Raw genomic sequence first — 19213 nt, 5'->3', positions numbered from 1 at the left:
ACCGCGTCGCAGTTACAGGTTGTAGCCGCGTTCGTTGTGTTGAGCCAGGTCGAGGCCGACCGACTCTTCTTCTTCGTTGACCCGCAGGCCCATCACCACATCCAGCACCTTGAGGATCACGTAGGTGACGATGGCGGTGTAGACCACGGTGAAGATCACGCCCTTGGCCTGGACCCAGACCTGCATGCCGATGTCGGTGACGGCGCCGAAGCCGCCCAGCGCCGGGGCTGCAAACACACCGGTGAGGATGGCGCCGACGATACCGCCGATGCCGTGCACACCGAAGGCATCCAGCGAGTCGTCATAGCCCAGCTTGCGCTTGAGGCTGGTGGCGCAGAAGTAGCAGATCACGCCCGAGGACAGGCCGATCACCAGTGCGCCCATCGGGCCTACGGTGCCGGCAGCCGGGGTAATGGCGACCAGGCCGGCCACCACGCCCGAGGCAATGCCCAGGGCACTTGGCTTGCCGTGGCCGATCCACTCGGCGAACATCCAGCCCAGCGCCGCGGCAGCGGTGGCGATCTGGGTGACCAGCATGGCCATGCCGGCGGTGCCATTGGCGGCTGCGGCAGAGCCTGCGTTGAAGCCGAACCAGCCGATCCACAGCATGGCTGCGCCCATCAGCGTGTAACCAAGGTTGTGCGGGGCCATTGGGGTGGTCGGGTAGCCCTTGCGCTTGCCCAGCACCAGGCAGCAGACCAGGCCGGCGATACCGGCATTGATGTGCACCACGGTGCCGCCAGCGAAGTCCAGCACACCCCAGTCCCACATCAGGGCACCGTCACCGCTCCACACCATGTGCGCGATAGGCGCATACACCAGGGTGAACCAGATGCCCATGAACACCAGCATCGCAGAGAACTTCATGCGCTCGGCAAAGGCACCGACGATCAGCGCCGGGGTGATGATGGCGAACGTCATCTGGAAGGTGATGAATACCGCTTCAGGGAACAGCGCGGTGGCCGAGGTCAGGCTTTCAGGGGTGACGCCGCTGAGGAAGGCTTTGGAGAAGCCGCCCACGAAGGAATTGAAGTTGAGCACGCCCTTTTCCATACCGGCGGTATCGAAGGCCATGCTGTAGCCGTAGACGACCCAGAGAATGCTCATCAGGCCAGTGATTGCAAAGCACTGCATCATCACCGACAGCACGTTCTTGGAACGCACCATGCCGCCATAGAACAGGGCCAGGCCCGGAATGGTCATGAACAGCACCAGCGCCGTTGCGGTCAGCATCCAGGCGGTGTCGCCGGAGTTAAGCGCTGGGGCAGCTTCCTCTGCCAGGGCGAGCCCAGGCATTACGAGGGACAATAGGGCTCCTAGCCCTGCGATCTTACGCAGAGTCATGTTGTTTTCTCCTGGGGCGTTGGGTTTGGTGAGGCTTTGTTGCTGCTTAGATCGCGTCGGTATCGGTTTCGCCGGTACGGATGCGGATCGCCTGCTCCAGATTCACCACGAAAATCTTGCCGTCACCGATCTTGCCGGTGTTGGCTGCCTTGGTGATGGCTTCGATTACCCGATCAAGGTCCTTGTCGTCGATGGCGACATCGATCTTCACCTTGGGCAGGAAGTCGACCACATATTCAGCACCGCGATATAGCTCTGTGTGGCCCTTCTGGCGACCGAAACCTTTGACCTCGGTAACGGTGATGCCCTGCACGCCGATTTCCGACAGCGACTCGCGCACGTCGTCCAGCTTGAACGGCTTGATGATGGCTGTGACTAGCTTCATGAAACTCTCTCCCGATTTGGTGGACTTGCCCCAGGAAAACAAACCCGTCTCAAGTCTAAGCGCAGCGGTTGGCTTTGTAACGCGTCGTCGGCATCCGGCTCCGCGTGCGCACTGCCTGGTCACAAGGAACTGCATCAGTGCATGGCTCGTACAGGTCTTTGCAGAAACCTTGCCAGTTCCGGCAAAGCACCGGAAAACAGTGGGTTATGTGTTTTAGTCGGGATTGGCCAGTCGCCAGCATGGAAAACATGCACAGTTTCGGTGCGTAGCGGCAGCGCGCATTGCGCGAAAAATGTGCAATCGCCCGAACCCTGAGTGGCGGAATTGCCCGTGCTACACTGCCGGCCATTTCTTCGTTTCAGTGGACAGCCCCATGCTCGCGCCCAAAGCCCTTCTCGATGCCCTGAGCGACCAGGCCTCGCGCCTGTTCAGCAGCGATACCGCCCAGCCCCGCGCAGAACTGGAAAGCCAGTTCAAGGTGCTGATGCAAGGGGCGTTCAGTAAGCTGGACCTGGTCAGCCGCGACGAATTCGACAGCCAGATGGTCGTGCTGGCACGCACCCGTGCGCGCCTTGAGGCCCTTGAACAGCAGGTGGCCGAGCTGGAAGCTCGACTGAACCCGTCCCCGCAGAACGAGTAAAGCGGCCTTGCGCGGGGCATTTAGCCTAAGACTGCAGGCGGCCTGCTTCGAACGCTGCCGGCTTCGGCGGTAGCTCACTGGCATGCAAGGTGCCGCGGAACAGCGCTGCACCACACTGGGTGAACAAGGTTTTCACCCGGTTATGCGAATTGAGGATTTCGGCCTGTATGCCCTCGATAGCGGAGTCCCCCGGTTGCAGGTTCGCCGCACGGTTAACCCATTCGATGGCAGCAAAGCGGCTTTGCTTGCGGGTACCACGACCCTGCATCCAGGCTAACCCCAGCTCGGCGCTGGCACGCGCGGCAATACCCGGGTCCGGGTGCTCGACCAGGCTCAGCAGGTAGGCCACCGCCTCGGCCCGCTCCTGCGGCTCGCCAAACTGGCGCAGCAGCATGCCCAGGTGCAAACGCGCGCGGGCATTGGTCTGCGCATTGTCCAACGCATCAACCAGCAGGCGCCTGACAGCCAGCATGGCACTGCGCTCGCTCAGGTCTTCGTCGCCCTTCATGCGCAGGCAGGCCAGGTTGTATTTGGCCCGGCGGCTGCCCGCCTCTACCGCGCGCATCAGCCAATATTCGGCTACTTCTTCGTCCAGGTAATGCTCCGGGGTATTGCCCAGGCCGCCGTGGTGCAATTCGTACAAGCCAAGGGCTGCCCCGGGCAAGTTCAGTTCAGCAAAGCGCTCATACAGGTAACACGCCACCGCATGCCGGTTGGCAACCCACAGCAGGCGCGCCACTGCCAACACCTCGAAGCCCGGCGCCTGGCCCGCTTGCTGGCGCTTCACCGCACGCTGCGACCATACCCGGGCCTGCTCGGCCGAGCGCGGCAGCCCCCACAGGCCAAAGCGGTGCCCGGCGGCACGCAATGCACAGGCGCCCGCATGCGAACGGCCATCGCACAGGCGCTCGATGGCACGGCGCAACAACTGTTGTTCATCCACCTGGCCATCGCGCAGTATCAGCGTGGCCAGGCAGTGAAAGGGCTCGCCCATGGCCTGGACCGCACCGTGATCGGCATTGCACGCCAGGCTCGCCGCAAAGTCGCGCATGGCGCCGGCTTGATCGTGCAATGCACTGCTGTGCAGCGCGCCTCGCCAGGCCAGCAGCAACGCACGCTCCCTGGGCCTCAGCTGGCGTTGCGACCAGGTATCGAATAATTGCTGCCAGTCGGCGACAGCCTGCAACTGGTCGGCATGGGGCAGCACCAGCCGCTCTTCGACAGCCATCCAGCGCAATGCGTTACGCAGGCTTTCGTCCCAGGTTGCGCACAACGGGCCATTGGCCAACAGCTCGAGCGCATCAGCGCTAGCGCCCCAACGGGGCAACAGGTAAGCGGCAAGGGCCTGGATCGCCTCGAAGCAATCAGGTCGCGCGACCAATGCATGGCGAAGCCAGTAGTAACGGGGGTCCTGGTTTTCGTGCTCGGCCCGACTACCCAGGCAAGCCGGCAACGCCTGTGGCAGCTCGGCCAAGGGCTTCACCCCGTGCTTCACCAACATCGGCGCTGCCGCTTCCTGTATTTCCACATCGGCATGGGCGCTAGGCCTGGAGCGCGCAGGCTCCCCCTGGAACAGTTCGACCAACCAGCCAGGCTCACGTAATTGCGCACTGACGCGCAGCATGCCAATGGCCGCGGCCACCGGTTGCGCAGAACGGTCCATGGCACGCAACAAATGCGCAGCCGCGGTTTCGCATATTTGCTCGACGGCCAGCGCCCGTGCGGCGTTGCGCGGGCCAGTACCCTGTACCTGGCAAGCCCGGTGGAAGCAGTGCATACCCATTACCACTTGCGGGTGGTAAGCCCTGGGGCAGGCATCGGTCCAGGCTTTGAGCACCAGGCTCAGGGCTTTGTCGCCGTGGTTGTCCACGTCGGCCAACAGGTGCCCTTCGATGGCCGCCAGATAGGCGGGAAACTCGCCAGGCGGGGCCTGATGCCATTGCGCCTGGAGGCTGTCGAAAAAGCGGTTGAGTTCAACGAAAGCACTGGCCTGCACCAGTTCGCGGATCACCTGGCGCGTGCGGGTAAGCGTTTGCACGGAGCAATACCCCAAATCCATTTGAAAGAAGACGCGGTGCCATTCCATGGCAACTGCAGTTGCCTGATAACACTAAGCCATACCCGGTACCTGCGCAAAGGCTATTGGATCCATTTTTGCCGGGCAACCTGAAAACACAGGAAAAACCCCTGCCCTGAAAAACCACGACGCACACTTGTTGCGCCTGCCGTCGCCACCCTGGCTATTCTGTGCACAGCCGCAGGAAGCGGCCCCTGTCAGCGACAACGGAGCGTCCATGTCTTTAGCCCTCGTCCACAGCCGCGCCCAGGTAGGCGTACAGGCACCCGCCGTCAGCGTCGAAACCCACCTGACCAATGGCCTGCCCCATCTCACCCTGGTCGGCCTGCCAGAAACCACGGTCAAGGAAAGCAAGGACCGGGTGCGCAGCGCCATCGTCAATTCCGGGCTTAAGTACCCGCAGCGGCGCATCACCCAGAACCTGGCCCCCGCCGACCTGCCCAAGGATGGCGGGCGTTACGACCTGGCCATTGCCCTGGGCATCCTCGCCGCCGACGGCCAGGTGCCAAGCGCCACACTGGCAGACGTCGAGTGCCTGGGCGAACTGGCACTGTCTGGCAAGCTGCGCCCGGTGCAGGGCGTGCTGCCGGCGGCACTGGCAGCACGCGAAGCAGGCCGGGCGCTGGTGGTGCCACGGGAAAATGCCGAAGAGGCCAGCCTGGCCGGCGGCCTGGTGGTGTACGCGGTGGGCCACTTGCTAGAGCTGGTCGCCCACCTGAACGGCCAGGTGCCACTGCCGCCCTACGCGGCCAACGGCTTGATCCTGAAGCAAAGGCCCTACCCGGACCTGAGCGAGGTGCAGGGCCAGCTGGCGGCCAAGCGTGCTTTGTTGCTGGCGGCGGCGGGGGCGCACAACCTGCTGTTCACCGGGCCACCCGGCACCGGCAAGACCTTGCTCGCCAGCCGCCTGCCTGGGCTGTTGCCACCGCTGGACGAACATGAGGCGCTGGAAGTGGCGGCGATCCAGTCGGTCAGCGGGCATGCGCCGCTGAACAGCTGGCCACAACGACCGTTTCGCCACCCCCATCACTCCGCCTCCGGCCCGGCGCTGGTCGGTGGCAGCAGCCGACCGCAACCCGGTGAGATCACCCTCGCCCACCATGGCGTGCTGTTTCTCGATGAATTGCCAGAGTTCGAGCGGCGTGTGCTGGAAGTGCTGCGCGAACCGCTGGAGTCAGGCGAGATCGTGATTGCCCGCGCCCGCGACAAGGTGCGCTTCCCAGCCCGCTTCCAGTTGGTGGCTGCGATGAACCCCTGCCCTTGCGGCTACCTGGGCGACCCCACGGGCCGCTGCCGCTGCAGCACCGAGCAGATCGCGCGCTATCGCAACAAGCTGTCCGGCCCACTGCTGGACCGCATCGACCTGCACCTGACCGTGGCTCGCGAAAGCACTACGTTGAACAACCAGCCTTGCGGTGAAACCAGTGCCGATGTCGCCGTCAGGGTGGCTGCGGCGCGGGAGCTGCAGCACAAACGGCAAGGGTGTGCGAATGCGTTTTTGAACCTGGAGGGGTTGCGTCGACATTGCCGATTGGAGGCAGCGGACCAAGTCTGGCTGGAGGGGGCCTGTGAACGGCTTACCTTGTCGTTGCGGGCAGCGCATCGATTGCTGAAGGTGGCGCGGACGTTGGCGGACCTGGAGGGATGTGAGGCAATTGGCCGGGCGCATCTGGCCGAGGCTCTGCAGTATCGGCCGGGGAGCAGTTAGCCAGCCAGTGTGTGACAACGCGCACCATGAAAAGGGCCAGCCCGGTCGCCGTACGCCACTTGCATCAGGCCACTTTAGGCTTCACGGTAATATCAATTTCCAGATTTGCGTTGCCCAGCAGGTTCACCAGGGCATCCAGAGAAAACTTGTCGATTTTCCCGTTCAGCAGCTCGCTCAAGCGAGGCTGGGTAATGTGCAGCCGTCGCGCCGCTTCTTTTTGTGGCAAATCCCAAGACTGGACTGTCCGGGTCAGTATGCGCATCAGTTGTGAGCGCAAACGAAGGTTCTCGGCTTCTTCTGGCGAGTCAACCAACGCTTCCCACACGGAGCTAGAGCGTTCGTTTGCCATTATCTGTACCCTCCAAAACAAGAGCGAGCTCTCTTTCGCTCCTTGCCAGACAGGGCAAAATTATATCTGTTTCGATATAGGCTCAAGCAGCTGTAGCCGATATTTCAATTTCGAGATATGACAGAACAGAACCGCCCACGCCTTGAGGCCTCAACGGCACCTATGGAAACTGACTTGTAGTGCGGCTGCAAAGCGGCCCCAGTCTTGGTCAGACAATGCGACTCCGACAGACATACCCGGAAACCGAATACACCCCCGGCCCGGTCAAGGCCAGCCCACCATAAAGCGCCACCAGCAACCAGGCAAACTGCCCCTGCTCCAGCGTCCAGTCCGGGTGCACCACCACCAGCGCCACCAGCAATACCGCCAGCACCGGCAGGCAAGCCAGGCGGGCGGCGATCCCCAGCAGCAGCAACAGCGGGCAAACCACTTCGGCAAAAATCGCCAGCCCCAAGGTCAGCGGGGCGCCCAGGCCGAAGGGGTCTTCAATGCGCTGCAACTCACCGCTCCAGTCCAGCAGCTTGGGCAGGCCGTGGATGAAGAGCAGCAGCAAGGCGGCCGTTACCCGCATGAACAGCAGGCCGATGGCAGTCAGGGTTGGGGACTGAGGGTCGAGAAACATTTTCAGGCGTGGCATGGCAAGGGGCTCGCTAATCGGTCAACCTTGGAGCATGGTCCATTAATCCTGGTGGTTGATAGCGCGGGTGTGCTGAGTTGGAGTCAAGGCTACCGATCACCACGGGGCCTGGCATTGCGCAGTACCTGTGGGAGCGGGCGCGCCCGCGAAAGGGCCCGCACCGGCAGCACTTCACTGACAACCCGTCAAAGCCTCTTCAACCACCTTCAACAACACCTCTTCAGAAAACGGCTTGGCCAGGCAGGCCAGTGCCCCCTGCCCCATCGCCGCCTGCACCGAACCCTCATCCCAATGCGCCGACATGCAGATCACCGGTACCGACCACTGCAGCAGTGCCAGCTCACGCTGCACCGCCAACCCGTTCATCCCCGACATCTTCAGGTCGAGCAGCACACAACCGGCCTGGCGGGCCAGGTCGGAGGTCAGGAACACATCGCCGGCAGCGAATGACAAGGTCTGGTACCCGGCCGAACGCAGCAGGTTGGCCAGGCTTTTGCGCACCGAAGCATCATCGTCGACGATGCACACCCATCTGCTCATGCGCCAGCCAGGCCCTCGGGCGGTGCACCGAGCACGTTGTGCATGGCCACCAACTCCACCAGCGAGCGGGACTGCATCTTGTTCATGATGTTCTTCTTGTGCACCTTGGTGGTCACCTCGCTGGTGCCAATTTGCCTGGCGATCTGCTTGTGCGACAGGCCATCGACCACCAGCGAGAACACCTGGCGCTCACGCGGGGTCAGGCGCTGATACTTTTCTTCAACCTGCCGCGCGTGGCGCCATTTGCGCCCATCGACCACGGCCCGCTGGCGCACCACCTGCAGCAGCGCCAGCAACTGGTCCTCGTCAAAGGGCTTGGTCAGGAACTCCACGGCACCGGCACGCATGGCCTGCACGGTCATCGGGATGGTACCGAAGCCGGTCATGAACACGATTGGCCAGGGCAGCGCCAGCCGGCGCAGCGCGTCCTGCACTTCCAGGCCGGTGGTATCAGGCAGGTGCATGTCCAGCAGCAGGCAGGCATAGGGGGTTTCCAGGCGGGCGTCGAACAACGCCTCGGCACTGGCAAACAGATGATGCGCAATATCCTGCGAGCGCAGCAGGCGGCCCAGCGCCATGCGTACCGACGGGTCGTCGTCCACCACCAGTACCGGGACGTCCGCGCTGTCACCCGACGGCTCGAGGTTGTCGGCCCCCATGCGCAACGGCAAGTGCCCCAGCGCCCGGCAAGGGGCATCGAAGCTGATCTCGGCGGCCAGGCGGTAGCCACGTCGTGGCACGGTCTGGATCAGCCCACGGTCGGCAAAAGCCTTGCGCAGCAACGACACCTGCACCTGCAGGTTGTTGTCCTCGACTACCGTGCCAGCCCACACCTGGCTGAACAACTCGTCCTTGCCGACCACCCGGCCCTTGGCCTTGATCAGCGTGGCCAGCACCTCGAACGCACGGCCGCCCAACAGAATCGGCTTGCCGTCGAGAAACACTTCTCGCCGCTCCAGCGACACCTGGGCATTGCCTACTCGGATCATGGCTTCCTCACACGGGCATGGGCGTTTGCGCAGCCCCGGAGCAGCCTAGGCCCGCGTACGCGTTCAGACAATTATCCCGAGGGATAGGTAGCCCAAGGACTATACAAGCCCCCGGCAAAGGCCAGGGTACGATAACGGACAACAGCGTGCCCGTTTCTGCCAAGCCGGCTGCAACCCGCACCCGCACTGGGCCCGCTGCGTATACTCGCGCCTCTGGATGTCGCTAGCAGGGGGTGCTTTATGCTCGATGAACGCCTTGCCCACAGGCCCATCGATTACGATCAGTCGGTCGACGAGGGCTGGCTGAACCGCTGCGAAATCACTGCATTGGGGCAGGAAGGCGAGCTCAGCTACTTTCGCCTGCGCGACCCCGCTACCCAGCACGCCTGGGTCGCCGTGCGCGCGCCGCTTGAAGCCCCCGCCGCCTGCCAGCGCCTGGAACGCGACTACCGGCTGGCGCTGGACCCGCAGTGGGCGGTAATCCCCTCCGCATTCGTGCGTTCTGCCGAAGGCCCGCTGCTGGTGTATCCGGCTGGCCACTCCATCGCCGACCTGCTTGACGACGGCCCGCTGGCCCTGGAGCCGTTTCTCGACATTGCACTGAGCGCCGCGACTGCCCTGGCCCAGGCCCATCAACGCAATGTACTGCACGGTGCTTTGCAGCCAGCCCACGTGTACCTGCAGGGAAACCAGCGAGCAAGACTGGGTTGCTTTCGTGCCACCCCCGCGCAACTGACCAGCGAACAAGGCACGCCCCTCGGCAACTGGGCCTACCTGGCGCCCGAGCAAGTCTGCCCGCACGGCAGCAACAGCGACCAGCGAAGCGACATCTATGCCCTGGGCACGATCCTCTACCAGCTGCTGCTCGGTGAGCTGCCGCTGGTCGGGCGCGATACCCAGCACTGGCGGCAGCTGCATGCCGGCGTGCAGCCAAGGGCGGCCTGCGAAGTGGATAGCAACGTGCCGCAGCCACTGAGCAAGGTATTGAGCAAGGCGCTGGCCAAAGAGCCGGACGCCCGCTACCAGAGTGCCCAAGCGCTGGCGGTGGACCTGGGCCACTGCCAGCGGCAATGGGCCGCCAACAACCACATGGTCGCCTTCGAGCCAGGCTGCGCCGACCCGGTTGCGGCCAATAGCACCCGCTTGTATGGCCGCAGTGCTGAGCAGAAAGCCATCGCCCTGTTGCTCAAGGGTTTGCGCCGCAACAGCAAGCCACAAATGCTGCATATCAACGGCGCCGCCGGCATGGGCAAGTCGAGCCTGGTCGAGGCGACACTGAAGGCCAACGCCGAGGGTTACTGGGCCATAGGCAAGTGCAACAGCCTGGCCCAGTCGTCGCCCTACGCCCCCTGGGTCGAGATCCTCGGCGCGCTGACCAACCAGTTGCTGGCCAAGAACAGCCAGGACCTCGACACCTTGCGCCGTGAAATCCTGCGCCGCATCAAAGGCCACGGCAGCCTGCTCGGCAAGCTGGCGCCTGACCTGCAACTGGTCCTCGGCCCCCTGCCTGAGCTGCCAGCCAAACCTACGCGTCTGGCACTGCAGAAAGAGCTGCAGGCAGTCGTCGAGTTTCTTCAGGTATTCAGCCGCCCAGGCCTGCCCCTGGTGCTGTTCCTCGACGACACGCAGTGGGTCGATGACGCCTCCCGGCAGCTACTGGCACAACTGCTGGCGAACACGCCCGGCAACCTGCTGCTGATCGTAGCCCGGCGCAATGACGCCCACGCCAGCCATGCGCCACTTGCCGTACCCGCAACGGTGCACAGCACCACCCTGAACTTGCGCCCGCTGGCCGTGGGTGCAGTGGCCGAGCTGATCGGCGAACGCTACCACATCGACCCCGGCGCGGCGTTGCAACTGGCCGGGCAGGTACACGAGAAGACGGCTGGCAACCCGTTCTTCATCAACCAGATTCTCAGGGCCATGGTCGAGGACCAGCTGTTCAATTTCGACACCCAGGCCATGCGCTGGTCATGGTGCCCGCAGGCTGTAGCCCGGCACCGCTACTCCGACAATGTTGCCGACTTGATGATCCACCGCCTGGCGCGCCTGCCCGCGCCACAGCGCGATGTGCTGCGCATTGCCAGCGCGGCGGGCAACCGATGTGATGAAGCCGTACTGCGCCTGGCCCTTGGGCATGCACCGGGTGATCCGTTGCAGGCGTTGATTGGCGCGGGTTTTCTGCTTTCAGGCCAGAACGGCCTGGGCTTTGTTCATGACCGGGTGCTGGAGGCGGCTTACGAGCTGACGCCGGTGCAACAGCGCGAATCGCTGCATGCGCACATTGCCCTGGCCATGCTCCGGGCCTGGCCAGAGCGTTTGCATGAGCTGCTGTTCGAAATCACCCATCAGCTGCAACGCGCCAGCCCATGCGGGTTTACCGCGGATGACTGCGCAGTGTTCCTGCAGCTTTTACACGAAGCGGCATTGCGCGCGCGTGACAGCGGCGCCTATGAACAGGCCGCCGGCTACCTGCGCACGGCCGAACAGTTGCTAAACCACGGCAGCGCGCTGGAAAGCCGCGCCACGCTTGGCTTTGCCATTTGCAGCATGGCAGCGGAGTGCGACTTGCAGCTGGCGCGCGTGGCCGCCGCCGAGGTCCAGCTCGGCGAGTGCCGCCAACGCGCACGCTCGACCCTGGACCGGGCCAGGGTGTGCCAGCTGCAGGCGCGCCTTGATACCTTGCAGGGCGACTATCAGGCAGCCATTGGCAGCGCGCTGTCCGGCCTGGAGAAGCTGGGCATCCACCTGGCACAGGGCCTTGACCCGCAACAGGTGGAAGCCAGCCACGCGCGCGTGCAGGCCTTGATCGAACAGCAAGGCCGCCACTGCCTGGAATCGCTACCGCGCACCGATTCGGAACATGTGGCCCTGGCAATCGGCTTGCTGGCCACCCTGTCGTCATCATTGCTGGTGCAGGACGACCTGTGCTTCCTGCACCTGGCCAAGCTCATGGAGTTGTCGCTGTTGCATGGCGTGGCCCCAGGCAGCACCTACGGCCTGGCCTGGTACGGGGTGATGCGCGCCGAGCGCTTCGGCGCTTATCACGATGGCCACGCCTACTGCCTGGCCGCGCTCAAGCTGATCGAGCGCCACGGCTTCGAGGCGGACCTGAGCAGCGCGCTATTGGCCCTGGACCAGGTCAGCGCCTGGACCTCGCCCATGGAATTCGCCCGTCGCACAGCGCTGGAGGCCGTTGATTCGGCGCACCTGAGCGGAGACCTGGCAATGAGCTGCCATGCCTGCAACCACCTGGTTTCCGACTCGCTGATCATGGGCCGTTACTTGCCGGAGGTGGCCGAGGAAATAGCACAAGGCCTGGCCACTGTGCGCCGCCATGGCTACCGCGATGTCGAACAGATCCTGCTGGCCCAGCAAGCGTTCGTTGCCCACCTCAGCGGCACGCCCTGCCCGGCTTCGGTCGGCCCCTCGCACTCGCCGACCACGCGGTTCTTCCAGCATCTGTTCGACGGCATGTGCGCCTTCTACCTGGGCAACCACCCGAAGGCCATGCTCACCCTGGCCCTGGCCGGTGACCACGCCTGGGCCGCGCCGGTGCACATCAACCTGGCCGACTATCATCTGTTCCGTGGCCTGGCCCTGGGCAGCCCAGAGGTCCCCGGCAGCCTTGCCGACAAGCTGGGTGAGTTGCAGGCCCTGCGTGAGCGCTTTGGCCACTGGGCCGGCTTCAACCCCGCCACCTTCCGCAACAAACTGCTGCTGATCGAAGGGGTGATCGCCAAGCTGGAGGGCGACGGGCTGGCCGCCATCCGCTGCTTCGACCAGGCGCAGATCGCCGCCACCGCCGCCGGGTTCATCCACGAGCAGGCACTGGCCCACGAACAACTGGCCGAGGTGTGCATCCCCAGCGGCCTGATCTCCGGTGCCAACCTGCACCTGCGCATCGCCCGTGACTGCTTCCATATCTGGGGCGCCACCGGCAAGGTGCACCAGCTAGAGGCACTGCACCCGTTCTTGCGTACCCAACCGATCCAGGAAACCCAACGCGCCACCCACCAGGCCAGGCTGGACCTTGAGGCCGGTATCGAAGCCGCGCGGGCGTTGTCCGAAGAAGTGCTGCTCGAAGGCCTGATCGAAACCCTGATGGGCCACCTGACCCAGCACTCCGGTGCCGACCACGGAGCACTGCTGATCGTCAGTGGCGCCGAATTCCAGATGGCCGCCCTTGCCTACATCGACGATGCCGGGCTGCACGTGAGCATGGACAACTGCCAGAAGTTCATGACCCAGGCGCCGCTGTCGGTCATCAACACCACCCTGCGCACGCGCAAGCCGCTGGTACTCAACGATGCCCAAAGTGATTGCCCCGAGGCCTTGCGCCAGGAGCTCAAGGCACGCAACGCCCGCTCGGTGCTGTGCCTGCCGCTGGTGCTGCAGGGCGTGCTGATCGGCCTGGTGTACCTGGAAAACCGCCTGGTGCCCAACCTGTTCGGCAGCCAGCGCCTGGCCATGCTGGAAATCCTTGCTTCGCAGGCCGCCGTGTCACTGCAGACGGCCAAGTTCTATACGCGCCTGGCGGAAGACAATCAGAGCCGCGCGCAGATTGAGGCAGAACTGCGCCATTCGCGCGCAGAGCTTGCGCGCACTGCGCACCTGCAAGTAATGAACGAACTGTCGGCGTCCATCGCCCACGAGATCAGCCAGCCGCTGCTCGGCATCAGCTCCAACGCCGCCGCCAGCCTGCGCTGGCTGAAGCGCGCCAAACCCGACCTGGAGGAAGCGATTGCCGGCCTGGAGGACATCCGCAACGACAGTGAGCGTGCCGCCAACATCGTGCGGGCGCTGCGCTCATTGGCCAAGCAGTCGCCGGTGCAACTCAAGGCGGTGAAGCTGGACGAACTGATCCGCGAGGTGGTGCGCCTGACCTCGGCCGATGCGGCCAAGGGCCCGGTGGATGTGCAGACGCGGTTGCAGGCGGGGGTGAGCGTGATGGGCGACCCGGTGCAGCTGCAACAGCTGGTGTTCAACCTGATCACCAATGGCCTGGAGGCGCTGGCGGGGTATCGCAGCGATGGCACGCTGCGGATTGCCTCGGCAGTGATTGGGGAGCGGGTGGAGATTTGCGTGGACGACAACGGGCCGGGCATTGCGCCTGAGGAACGGGAGCGGGTATTCGGGGCGTTCTATACCACCAAGGGCAGTGGCATGGGCATGGGCCTGGCGATCTGCAACTCGGTGGTGCTGGCCCATGGGGGGCGGTTGCAGGCGCTGGTGTCGGAGCTGGGTGGGTGCCGGATTCGTTTCAGTCTGCCTGTGAGTTCTGCTTAGCCTGTGCCGGCCTCTTCGCGGCTAAAGCCGCTCCTACAGGGATAGCGCACAACCCGGGGGCCGTGCTGCCATTGTAGGAGCGGGTTCATCGGGGCGCCGAACCGCCGCGAACAGGCCGGTACAGGTTTACATCAACGCGAGGTCAACGCCGCGTAGCTGTTCATCAGGTTGCGGTAGTTAGGAATGCGCTGCGACAGCAGGTTGCCCAACCCTTCGATGTCGTTGCGCCAGTCGCGGTGCAGCTCACAGGCCACCGAGAACCAGTTCATCATCTGCGCGCCCGCCTGGGTCATGCGCACCCACGCCGCCTGCTGCACGGTTTCGTTGAAGGTGCCGGAGGCATCGGTGACCACGAACACTTCAAAACCTTCCGCCAGCGCCGACAAGGTCGGGAACGCCACGCACACGTCGGTGACCACACCAGCGATGATCAGCTGCTTGCGGCCGGTGGCCTTGATCGCCTTGACGAAGTCTTCGTTGTCCCAGGCGTTGATCTGCCCTGGGCGGGCGATGTAGGGCGCGTCCGGGAACATTGCTTTCAGTTCCGGTACCAGCGGGCCGTTCGGGCCTTGTTCGAAGCTGGTGGTGAGGATGGTCGGCAGGCCAAAGAACTTGGCCAGGTCACCCAGGGCCAGCACGTTGTTCTTGAACTCGTTGGGCGAGAAGTCCTGCACCAGCGAGATCAGGCCGGTCTGGTGGTCGACCAGCAGCACCACGGCGTCGTCTTTGTTCAGGCGCTTGTAATCGGGTTGGCTCATCGGGGTGACTCCTTGGGTTGGGAAAGCGGCCCGGCACTGCCCGCAAGTGGCTATACCGGCGGATAGCGTCGGCTTAAGAAATGGTTTGCGCCTGGCGCCAGGCATTCGGCGGCTGGCCGACCAGGCGGCTGAAGGCGCGGGTGAAATGGGCCTGGTCGCAAAAGCCGCACTCCAGGCTCACATGGGTAATCGGCGCCTCGGTGGCGAGTAGGCGCTTGGCCTTTTCCATGCGCGCCAGCAGGCGCCAGGCCTGGGGCGAGAGGCCGGTGTTGACCTTGAAGGCACGGGAAAAATGGCTGCGGGTGAGGTTGCACACGCCAGCGATCTCGATGATCGACAGCGAGCTGCGCAGCATCAGTTCCTTGGCCTGGCGCAAGCGCGCCGGCGTCAGGGCGCCAGGGGCTTGCAGCGGCGTGTGGGGCGTCCCAGGGTGCATGGCGACTCTCCTGTTCAGTGGGGAAAGTCTCGCCGCTGGCACATGACAAAGTCCTGAGCCAAAGCTGAATTGTTCTTAATTGTGCACTGCTGGCCCTGGCCGTTTTGCCGTTACCATAAGATGCGTTTCGTATTTAGCCCAAGGCCGCCAGCGGCGGCCGGCATTCAAGGCAAAAGAGCCATGCAGGAAAACCCCGCCCACCGCACCGTAGCCATGGTGCTTTTCAACGATGTGCTGTTGCTGGATGTGACCGGGCCCATGGATGCGTTCGCCATTGCCAACCGCTTCCTGCCGGCCGAGCGCCGCTACCGGCTGCTGACCCTGGCCGAGGGCCAGGCAGCGGTGCGCGGCTCGTGCGGGTTGAAGGTGGTGGCCGACCTGCGCCTGGAAGATCTGCCAGAAGCGGTCGACCTGTTGCTGGTACCTGGCGGCCCGGGCGCCTACGACGTCGCCCTGCCGGCGATCGAGCGCTGGCTACCGCAGGCCGTGCGCAGTGCCAAGCGCTTCGGCGCCATTTGCACCGGGGTGTTCCTGCTGGGCCGGGCCGGGCTGCTGGGTGGCTATCGTTGCACCACCCACTGGAACTACGTCGAGCGGCTGGCGCGGGCGTTTCCCGAGGCCAAGGTGGAAACCGAGCAGATCTACGTGATCGACCGCTGCCTGATTACCTCGGGCGGTATCACTGCGGGCATCGACCTGGCTTTGGCGGTAGTGGCTGAAGACCATGGCAAGGCGTTGGCACTGGAAGTCGCCAAGGTGCTGCTGGTGGCCCGTCATCGCCAGGGCGGGCAGACCCCGTACGGCCCGCTGCTGGCGGCGGTGCCACGGGATGATTCGCCGGTTGCCCGGGTGCAGGCGTATATCGTCGACCATATCGAGCAGGCATTCACCGTGCAGAAGATGGCCGACCTGGTGGCCATGAGCGCGCGCAACTTTGCCCGGACGTTTCAGCGTGAAGTAGGGATTACGCCGCTGCAGTATTTGCAGAATGCGCGCATCGACCGGGCGCGCAAGCTGCTTGAATGCGGCGACCTGCCGCTTAAGGTGGTGGCGGCGCAGTGCGGGTTTGGCAGTGACCGGCATATGAGGAAGGTGTTCTGTGAGCGGATTGGCATGACACCGGCGCAGTATCGGGCGCAGTTTGGCGGAGCCTGAACGCGGTCCCTGTGGGAGCGGCCTTGCCGGGGCGCCGGACCGGTCGGAAAGGGCTGCTAAGCAGCCTCAGAAATTACAGCGTTACCTCAAGATCCCGGGGCTGCTGCGCAGCCCTTTCCGACCGGTCCGGCGCCCCGGCAAAGCCGCTCCCACAATTGAAACGCAGCCTGCAGCTACTGTCTCTTTGTTCGGGACAATCTTACTCCCCAACAGCAGATTGTCTAACACCACTCCAACCCCCAGAATTGTCCGCCAAACTGTTCAAATGCTGCCCCGGCAGCTCATGGAGTACGAGCCAATGCCACACGAAGGCAGCCTTCTGCAAACCGCGGTGATCTTCCTGCTCGCCGCCGTCCTCGCCGTCCCTTTGGCCAAGCGCCTGCAACTGGGTGCAGTGCTCGGTTACCTGTTAGCCGGCGTGGTCATTGGCCCGCAGGCGCTGGGCCTGATCCGCGACACTGAAAGCGTGGCGCACATTTCCGAGCTGGGTGTGGTCCTGCTGCTGTTCATCATCGGCCTGGAATTGTCGCCCAAACGCCTGTGGCTGATGCGCAAATCGGTGTTCGGTGTCGGCACCGCACAGGTGCTGCTGACTGGCGCGCTGATTGGCGCCATCGCCCTGTTCGGCTTCAGCCAGTCGCTACCGGCCGCCATCGTGCTCGGCCTGGGCCTGGCGCTGTCGTCCACCGCCCTCGGCCTGCAAAGCCTGGCCGAGAGCAAGCAGCTGAATGCCCCGCACGGCCGCCTGGCCTTCGCCATCCTGCTGTTCCAGGACATCGCCGCGATCCCGCTGATTGCCCTGGTCCCGCTGCTGGCCGCCAGTGGCCCGGACACCAGCCACGGCGATAGCCTGCAACACGGCCTGAAGGTATTCGCCAGCATTGCCGTGGTGATCATCGGCGGCCGCTACCTGCTGCGCCCGGTGTTCCGCACCGTGGCCCGCACCGGCCTGCCGGAAGTGTCCACTGCGACTGCCTTGCTAGTGGTGATCGGCACCGCCTGGCTGATGGAAGAAGCCGGCATTTCCATGGCCCTGGGTGCGTTCCTCGCCGGCCTGCTGCTGGCTGATTCGGAGTACCGCCACGAGCTGGAGTCGCAGATCGAACCGTTCAAGGGCCTGCTGCTGGGGTTGTTCTTCATCAGCGTCGGCATGGGCGCCAACCTGCGCCTGCTGCTGGAAATGCCGCTGGTGGTGCTGGGCCTGACCCTGCTGCTGGTGGCGGTGAAGCTGGTGCTGCTGGTGGGTGTCGGTCGGCTGGCCGGTGGCCTGAGCGGCGCCAGCGCGCTGCGCCTGGGCATGGTGCTGGCGGCCGGTGGCGAATTCGCCTTCGTGGTGTTCAAGCTGGGCAAGGACCAAGGCCTGTTCGACACCCAGACCTACGACCTGCTGCTGATGACCATCACCCTGTCGATGGCCATTACCCCGCTGCTGATGATTGCCTGCGCCCGTGCCCTCAAACGCCCGCAAGCGGTGCGTGAAGTGCCCGAGCAATACAAGCAGATCCAGACCGATACGCCACGGGTGGTCATCGTTGGCATGGGCCGCATGGGCCAGATTGTCGCGCGCATCCTGCGGGCGCAGAAGATCCCGTTCATTGCCCTGGAAACCTCGGTCGACACCATCGAGATGACCCGCATGTTCGAACAGGTGCCGGTGTTCTACGGCGACCCGCTGCGCCCGGAGGTGCTGCACGCGGCCAAAGTGGGCGAGGCGGAGTACTTCATCATCACCATCGACGACCCGGAAGCGGCCATTCATACCGCGGAACGGGTGAAGCGCCTGTACCCGCACCTGAAAGTGCTGGCTCGCGCCCGTAACCGCCAGCATGTGCACAAACTGGCGGATGTGGGTGCCGAGCCGATTCGCGAGACGTTCTATTCCAGCCTGGAAATGACCCGCCGCGCGCTGGTGGGGCTGGGCTTGAGTGACGAGCAGGCGGCCGACCGGATTGCACGATTTACCCAGCATGACGAAGAGGTGCTGGTGGCGCAGGGGCAGGTGCGCGATGACCGCGCCAAGGTGATGCAGACGGCCAAGGAGGCGCGGGTGGAGCTGGAGCGGTTGTTTGATTCGGATGCGGATTGAGGCATCAGGCGAACACCAAGCGCGCTATCTGAGGATGCTCACGGTGGGCAGCCTGCCAAAGATCGTAAGCTGCCTGTTCGGCAAGGTATTGCCGGGCAGGCCCCAGACCCGCCAGCTCAAGGCGGTAAGCAAGATCGGCAGAGATGGCGGCGCGCCCATTGAGCACAGTGGATAACTGCCCCCGCGAATAGCCAAGGTGGCGAGCCAACTCAGAGACATTCATGCCGATTGCGGGCAACACGTCTCCTCGCAAGGATTCCCCAGGATGGGGAGGATCGAACATAGCCATGATTGAAGGCTCCTAGCTGATCATTGACGGTTGAGTGCAAGGCCACGCCTTACACTTTTCAAGCTATTACTGGGACGGAACATGCGGCACTCCTGAAGGGTTTCCGGGTTGCCCAGTTTGCGCTTGGCCTTCCAGTTTGGCGCCGTCATGCCATCCGCTTTCAATGTAAGAAGTTTCCCAAAAAGGGATTTGGCCGGGGCCGAATTGAGGCCTTTGAGTGCATGGCTTGAGGGTTGCAGCGCCTACAAGATCGAGCGCCGCCCGCGCGGCGCTTCGCGGGACAAGCCCGCTCCCACATCTGTTTCGGGCCAGTCAATCCTGTGAGTTCACCTCTGTCCGCCTTGTTTGCTCCCTTCGATATCGAAGGTAAAGCAGTAGCTTTTATCATTCTTCAGACATGCACCAAGGGTGCGCGCGCCATTGGTACAGGAATAATTGGCCCGAAACAGATGTGGGAGCGGGCTTGCCCTAATGCCAGTCAGTTAAGACTGCCGGGGCTGCTGTGCAGCCCATCGCCGGCAAGCCAGCTCC

16 protein-coding genes are annotated in these 19213 nt (G+C 64.0%); 6 read left to right on the top strand and 10 right to left on the bottom strand.

Annotated features, from left to right (window positions below; all coding sequences use genetic code 11):
* Window positions 1–12: 12 nt before the first annotated feature.
* Both ACI2KG_RS25935 and glnK read right to left on the bottom strand, forming a co-directional pair.
* The gene (locus tag ACI2KG_RS25935) at window positions 13–1344 is read right to left on the bottom strand and encodes an ammonium transporter (RefSeq protein WP_404663823.1); all 1332 of its coding nucleotides are present in this window, start codon (window positions 1342–1344) and stop codon (window positions 13–15) included.
* A gap of 46 nt (window positions 1345–1390) precedes the next feature.
* Window positions 1391–1729, bottom strand: coding sequence for a P-II family nitrogen regulator (gene glnK, locus ACI2KG_RS25930; RefSeq protein WP_002555808.1), 339 nt, complete (start codon window positions 1727–1729; stop codon window positions 1391–1393).
* Between the two features lie 373 nt (window positions 1730–2102).
* Here glnK and ACI2KG_RS25925 point away from each other — a divergent pair, with 373 nt between their 5' ends.
* Window positions 2103–2369, top strand: coding sequence for an accessory factor UbiK family protein (locus ACI2KG_RS25925; protein WP_400612746.1), 267 nt, complete (start codon window positions 2103–2105; stop codon window positions 2367–2369).
* 25 nt (window positions 2370–2394) lie between these two features.
* On the opposite strand, the gene ACI2KG_RS25920 is transcribed toward ACI2KG_RS25925, so the two are convergent.
* Window positions 2395–4407: a DUF4034 domain-containing protein gene (locus ACI2KG_RS25920; RefSeq protein ID WP_404663822.1), complete on the bottom strand. Its 2013-nt coding sequence runs from the start codon at window positions 4405–4407 to the stop codon at window positions 2395–2397.
* A gap of 256 nt (window positions 4408–4663) precedes the next feature.
* Between ACI2KG_RS25920 and ACI2KG_RS25915 the strand changes: the two genes are divergently transcribed.
* Window positions 4664–6154, top strand: coding sequence for a YifB family Mg chelatase-like AAA ATPase (locus tag ACI2KG_RS25915; RefSeq protein WP_404663821.1), 1491 nt, complete (start codon window positions 4664–4666; stop codon window positions 6152–6154).
* A gap of 64 nt (window positions 6155–6218) precedes the next feature.
* Here ACI2KG_RS25915 and ACI2KG_RS25910 read toward each other — a convergent pair whose 3' ends face one another.
* From ACI2KG_RS25910 to ACI2KG_RS25895, 4 genes are all read right to left on the bottom strand, one after another.
* The gene (locus ACI2KG_RS25910; protein WP_404663820.1) at window positions 6219–6503 is read right to left on the bottom strand and encodes a helix-turn-helix domain-containing protein; all 285 of its coding nucleotides are present in this window, start codon (window positions 6501–6503) and stop codon (window positions 6219–6221) included.
* Window positions 6504–6711: 208 nt separating this feature from the next.
* Window positions 6712–7140 (bottom strand): DoxX family protein, encoded by a 429-nt coding sequence (locus tag ACI2KG_RS25905; RefSeq protein WP_404663819.1) that lies wholly within the window; start codon window positions 7138–7140, stop codon window positions 6712–6714.
* A 171-nt stretch (window positions 7141–7311) separates the two neighbouring features.
* On the bottom strand, window positions 7312–7680 hold the full coding sequence (locus tag ACI2KG_RS25900; protein ID WP_404663818.1) for a response regulator transcription factor: 369 nt from the start codon (window positions 7678–7680) through the stop codon (window positions 7312–7314).
* Window positions 7677–8669 carry a response regulator gene (locus tag ACI2KG_RS25895; protein WP_404663817.1) on the bottom strand — a complete coding sequence of 331 codons (993 nt, stop codon included), beginning with the start codon at window positions 8667–8669 and terminating at the stop codon, window positions 7677–7679. Before ACI2KG_RS25895 ends, ACI2KG_RS25900 begins: the two co-directional genes overlap by 4 nt.
* Before the next feature lie 240 nt (window positions 8670–8909).
* Here ACI2KG_RS25895 and ACI2KG_RS25890 point away from each other — a divergent pair, with 240 nt between their 5' ends.
* Window positions 8910–13958 (top strand): AAA family ATPase, encoded by a 5049-nt coding sequence (locus tag ACI2KG_RS25890; protein ID WP_404663816.1) that lies wholly within the window; start codon window positions 8910–8912, stop codon window positions 13956–13958.
* 131 nt (window positions 13959–14089) lie between these two features.
* On the opposite strand, the gene ycaC is transcribed toward ACI2KG_RS25890, so the two are convergent.
* A complete protein-coding gene (gene ycaC / locus ACI2KG_RS25885) occupies window positions 14090–14716 on the bottom strand; it encodes an isochorismate family cysteine hydrolase YcaC (protein ID WP_016712658.1) in 627 nt (208 codons plus the stop codon).
* 73 nt (window positions 14717–14789) lie between these two features.
* The gene (locus tag ACI2KG_RS25880) at window positions 14790–15152 is read right to left on the bottom strand and encodes a helix-turn-helix domain-containing protein (protein ID WP_404663815.1); all 363 of its coding nucleotides are present in this window, start codon (window positions 15150–15152) and stop codon (window positions 14790–14792) included.
* 180 nt (window positions 15153–15332) lie between these two features.
* Between ACI2KG_RS25880 and ACI2KG_RS25875 the strand changes: the two genes are divergently transcribed.
* Together ACI2KG_RS25875 and ACI2KG_RS25870 are read left to right on the top strand one after the other, a co-directional pair.
* Window positions 15333–16307: a GlxA family transcriptional regulator gene (locus ACI2KG_RS25875; protein ID WP_404663814.1), complete on the top strand. Its 975-nt coding sequence runs from the start codon at window positions 15333–15335 to the stop codon at window positions 16305–16307.
* A gap of 298 nt (window positions 16308–16605) precedes the next feature.
* Window positions 16606–18393 (top strand): monovalent cation:proton antiporter-2 (CPA2) family protein, encoded by a 1788-nt coding sequence (locus tag ACI2KG_RS25870; protein WP_404663813.1) that lies wholly within the window; start codon window positions 16606–16608, stop codon window positions 18391–18393.
* 4 nt (window positions 18394–18397) lie between these two features.
* Here ACI2KG_RS25870 and ACI2KG_RS25865 read toward each other — a convergent pair whose 3' ends face one another.
* Window positions 18398–18682, bottom strand: coding sequence for a HigA family addiction module antitoxin (locus tag ACI2KG_RS25865; protein ID WP_404663812.1), 285 nt, complete (start codon window positions 18680–18682; stop codon window positions 18398–18400).
* Window positions 18683–19002: 320 nt separating this feature from the next.
* Between ACI2KG_RS25865 and ACI2KG_RS25860 the strand changes: the two genes are divergently transcribed.
* Window positions 19003–19213 (top strand): hypothetical protein (locus ACI2KG_RS25860; protein ID WP_404663811.1); only part of this gene is annotated, 211 nt, incomplete at its 3' end.

Origin of the sequence: Pseudomonas sp. NPDC089407 (assembly GCF_044900445.1) — a bacterium.
Lineage (GTDB): Bacteria > Pseudomonadota > Gammaproteobacteria > Pseudomonadales > Pseudomonadaceae > Aquipseudomonas.
The sequence above is the reverse complement of the archived record's forward strand: the minus strand, read 5'-3'. Positions and strand labels throughout refer to the sequence as shown.

What these genes read in the sequence shown, in the direction of transcription:
- ACI2KG_RS25870 (WP_404663813.1), top strand. Translation starts at nt 16,606, where the DNA reads ATGCCACACGAAGGCAGCCTTCTGCAAACCGCGGTGATCTTCCTGCTC.
- ACI2KG_RS25910 (WP_404663820.1), bottom strand. Translation starts at nt 6,503, where the DNA reads ATGGCAAACGAACGCTCTAGCTCCGTGTGGGAAGCGTTGGTTGACTCG.
- ACI2KG_RS25895 (WP_404663817.1), bottom strand. Translation starts at nt 8,669, where the DNA reads ATGATCCGAGTAGGCAATGCCCAGGTGTCGCTGGAGCGGCGAGAAGTG.
- ycaC (WP_016712658.1), bottom strand. Translation starts at nt 14,716, where the DNA reads ATGAGCCAACCCGATTACAAGCGCCTGAACAAAGACGACGCCGTGGTG.
- ACI2KG_RS25900 (WP_404663818.1), bottom strand. Translation starts at nt 7,680, where the DNA reads ATGAGCAGATGGGTGTGCATCGTCGACGATGATGCTTCGGTGCGCAAA.
- ACI2KG_RS25935 (WP_404663823.1), bottom strand. Translation starts at nt 1,344, where the DNA reads ATGACTCTGCGTAAGATCGCAGGGCTAGGAGCCCTATTGTCCCTCGTA.
- ACI2KG_RS25880 (WP_404663815.1), bottom strand. Translation starts at nt 15,152, where the DNA reads ATGCACCCTGGGACGCCCCACACGCCGCTGCAAGCCCCTGGCGCCCTG.
- ACI2KG_RS25925 (WP_400612746.1), top strand. Translation starts at nt 2,103, where the DNA reads ATGCTCGCGCCCAAAGCCCTTCTCGATGCCCTGAGCGACCAGGCCTCG.
- ACI2KG_RS25875 (WP_404663814.1), top strand. Translation starts at nt 15,333, where the DNA reads ATGCAGGAAAACCCCGCCCACCGCACCGTAGCCATGGTGCTTTTCAAC.
- ACI2KG_RS25865 (WP_404663812.1), bottom strand. Translation starts at nt 18,682, where the DNA reads ATGGCTATGTTCGATCCTCCCCATCCTGGGGAATCCTTGCGAGGAGAC.
- ACI2KG_RS25915 (WP_404663821.1), top strand. Translation starts at nt 4,664, where the DNA reads ATGTCTTTAGCCCTCGTCCACAGCCGCGCCCAGGTAGGCGTACAGGCA.
- glnK (WP_002555808.1), bottom strand. Translation starts at nt 1,729, where the DNA reads ATGAAGCTAGTCACAGCCATCATCAAGCCGTTCAAGCTGGACGACGTG.
- ACI2KG_RS25905 (WP_404663819.1), bottom strand. Translation starts at nt 7,140, where the DNA reads ATGCCACGCCTGAAAATGTTTCTCGACCCTCAGTCCCCAACCCTGACT.
- ACI2KG_RS25890 (WP_404663816.1), top strand. Translation starts at nt 8,910, where the DNA reads ATGCTCGATGAACGCCTTGCCCACAGGCCCATCGATTACGATCAGTCG.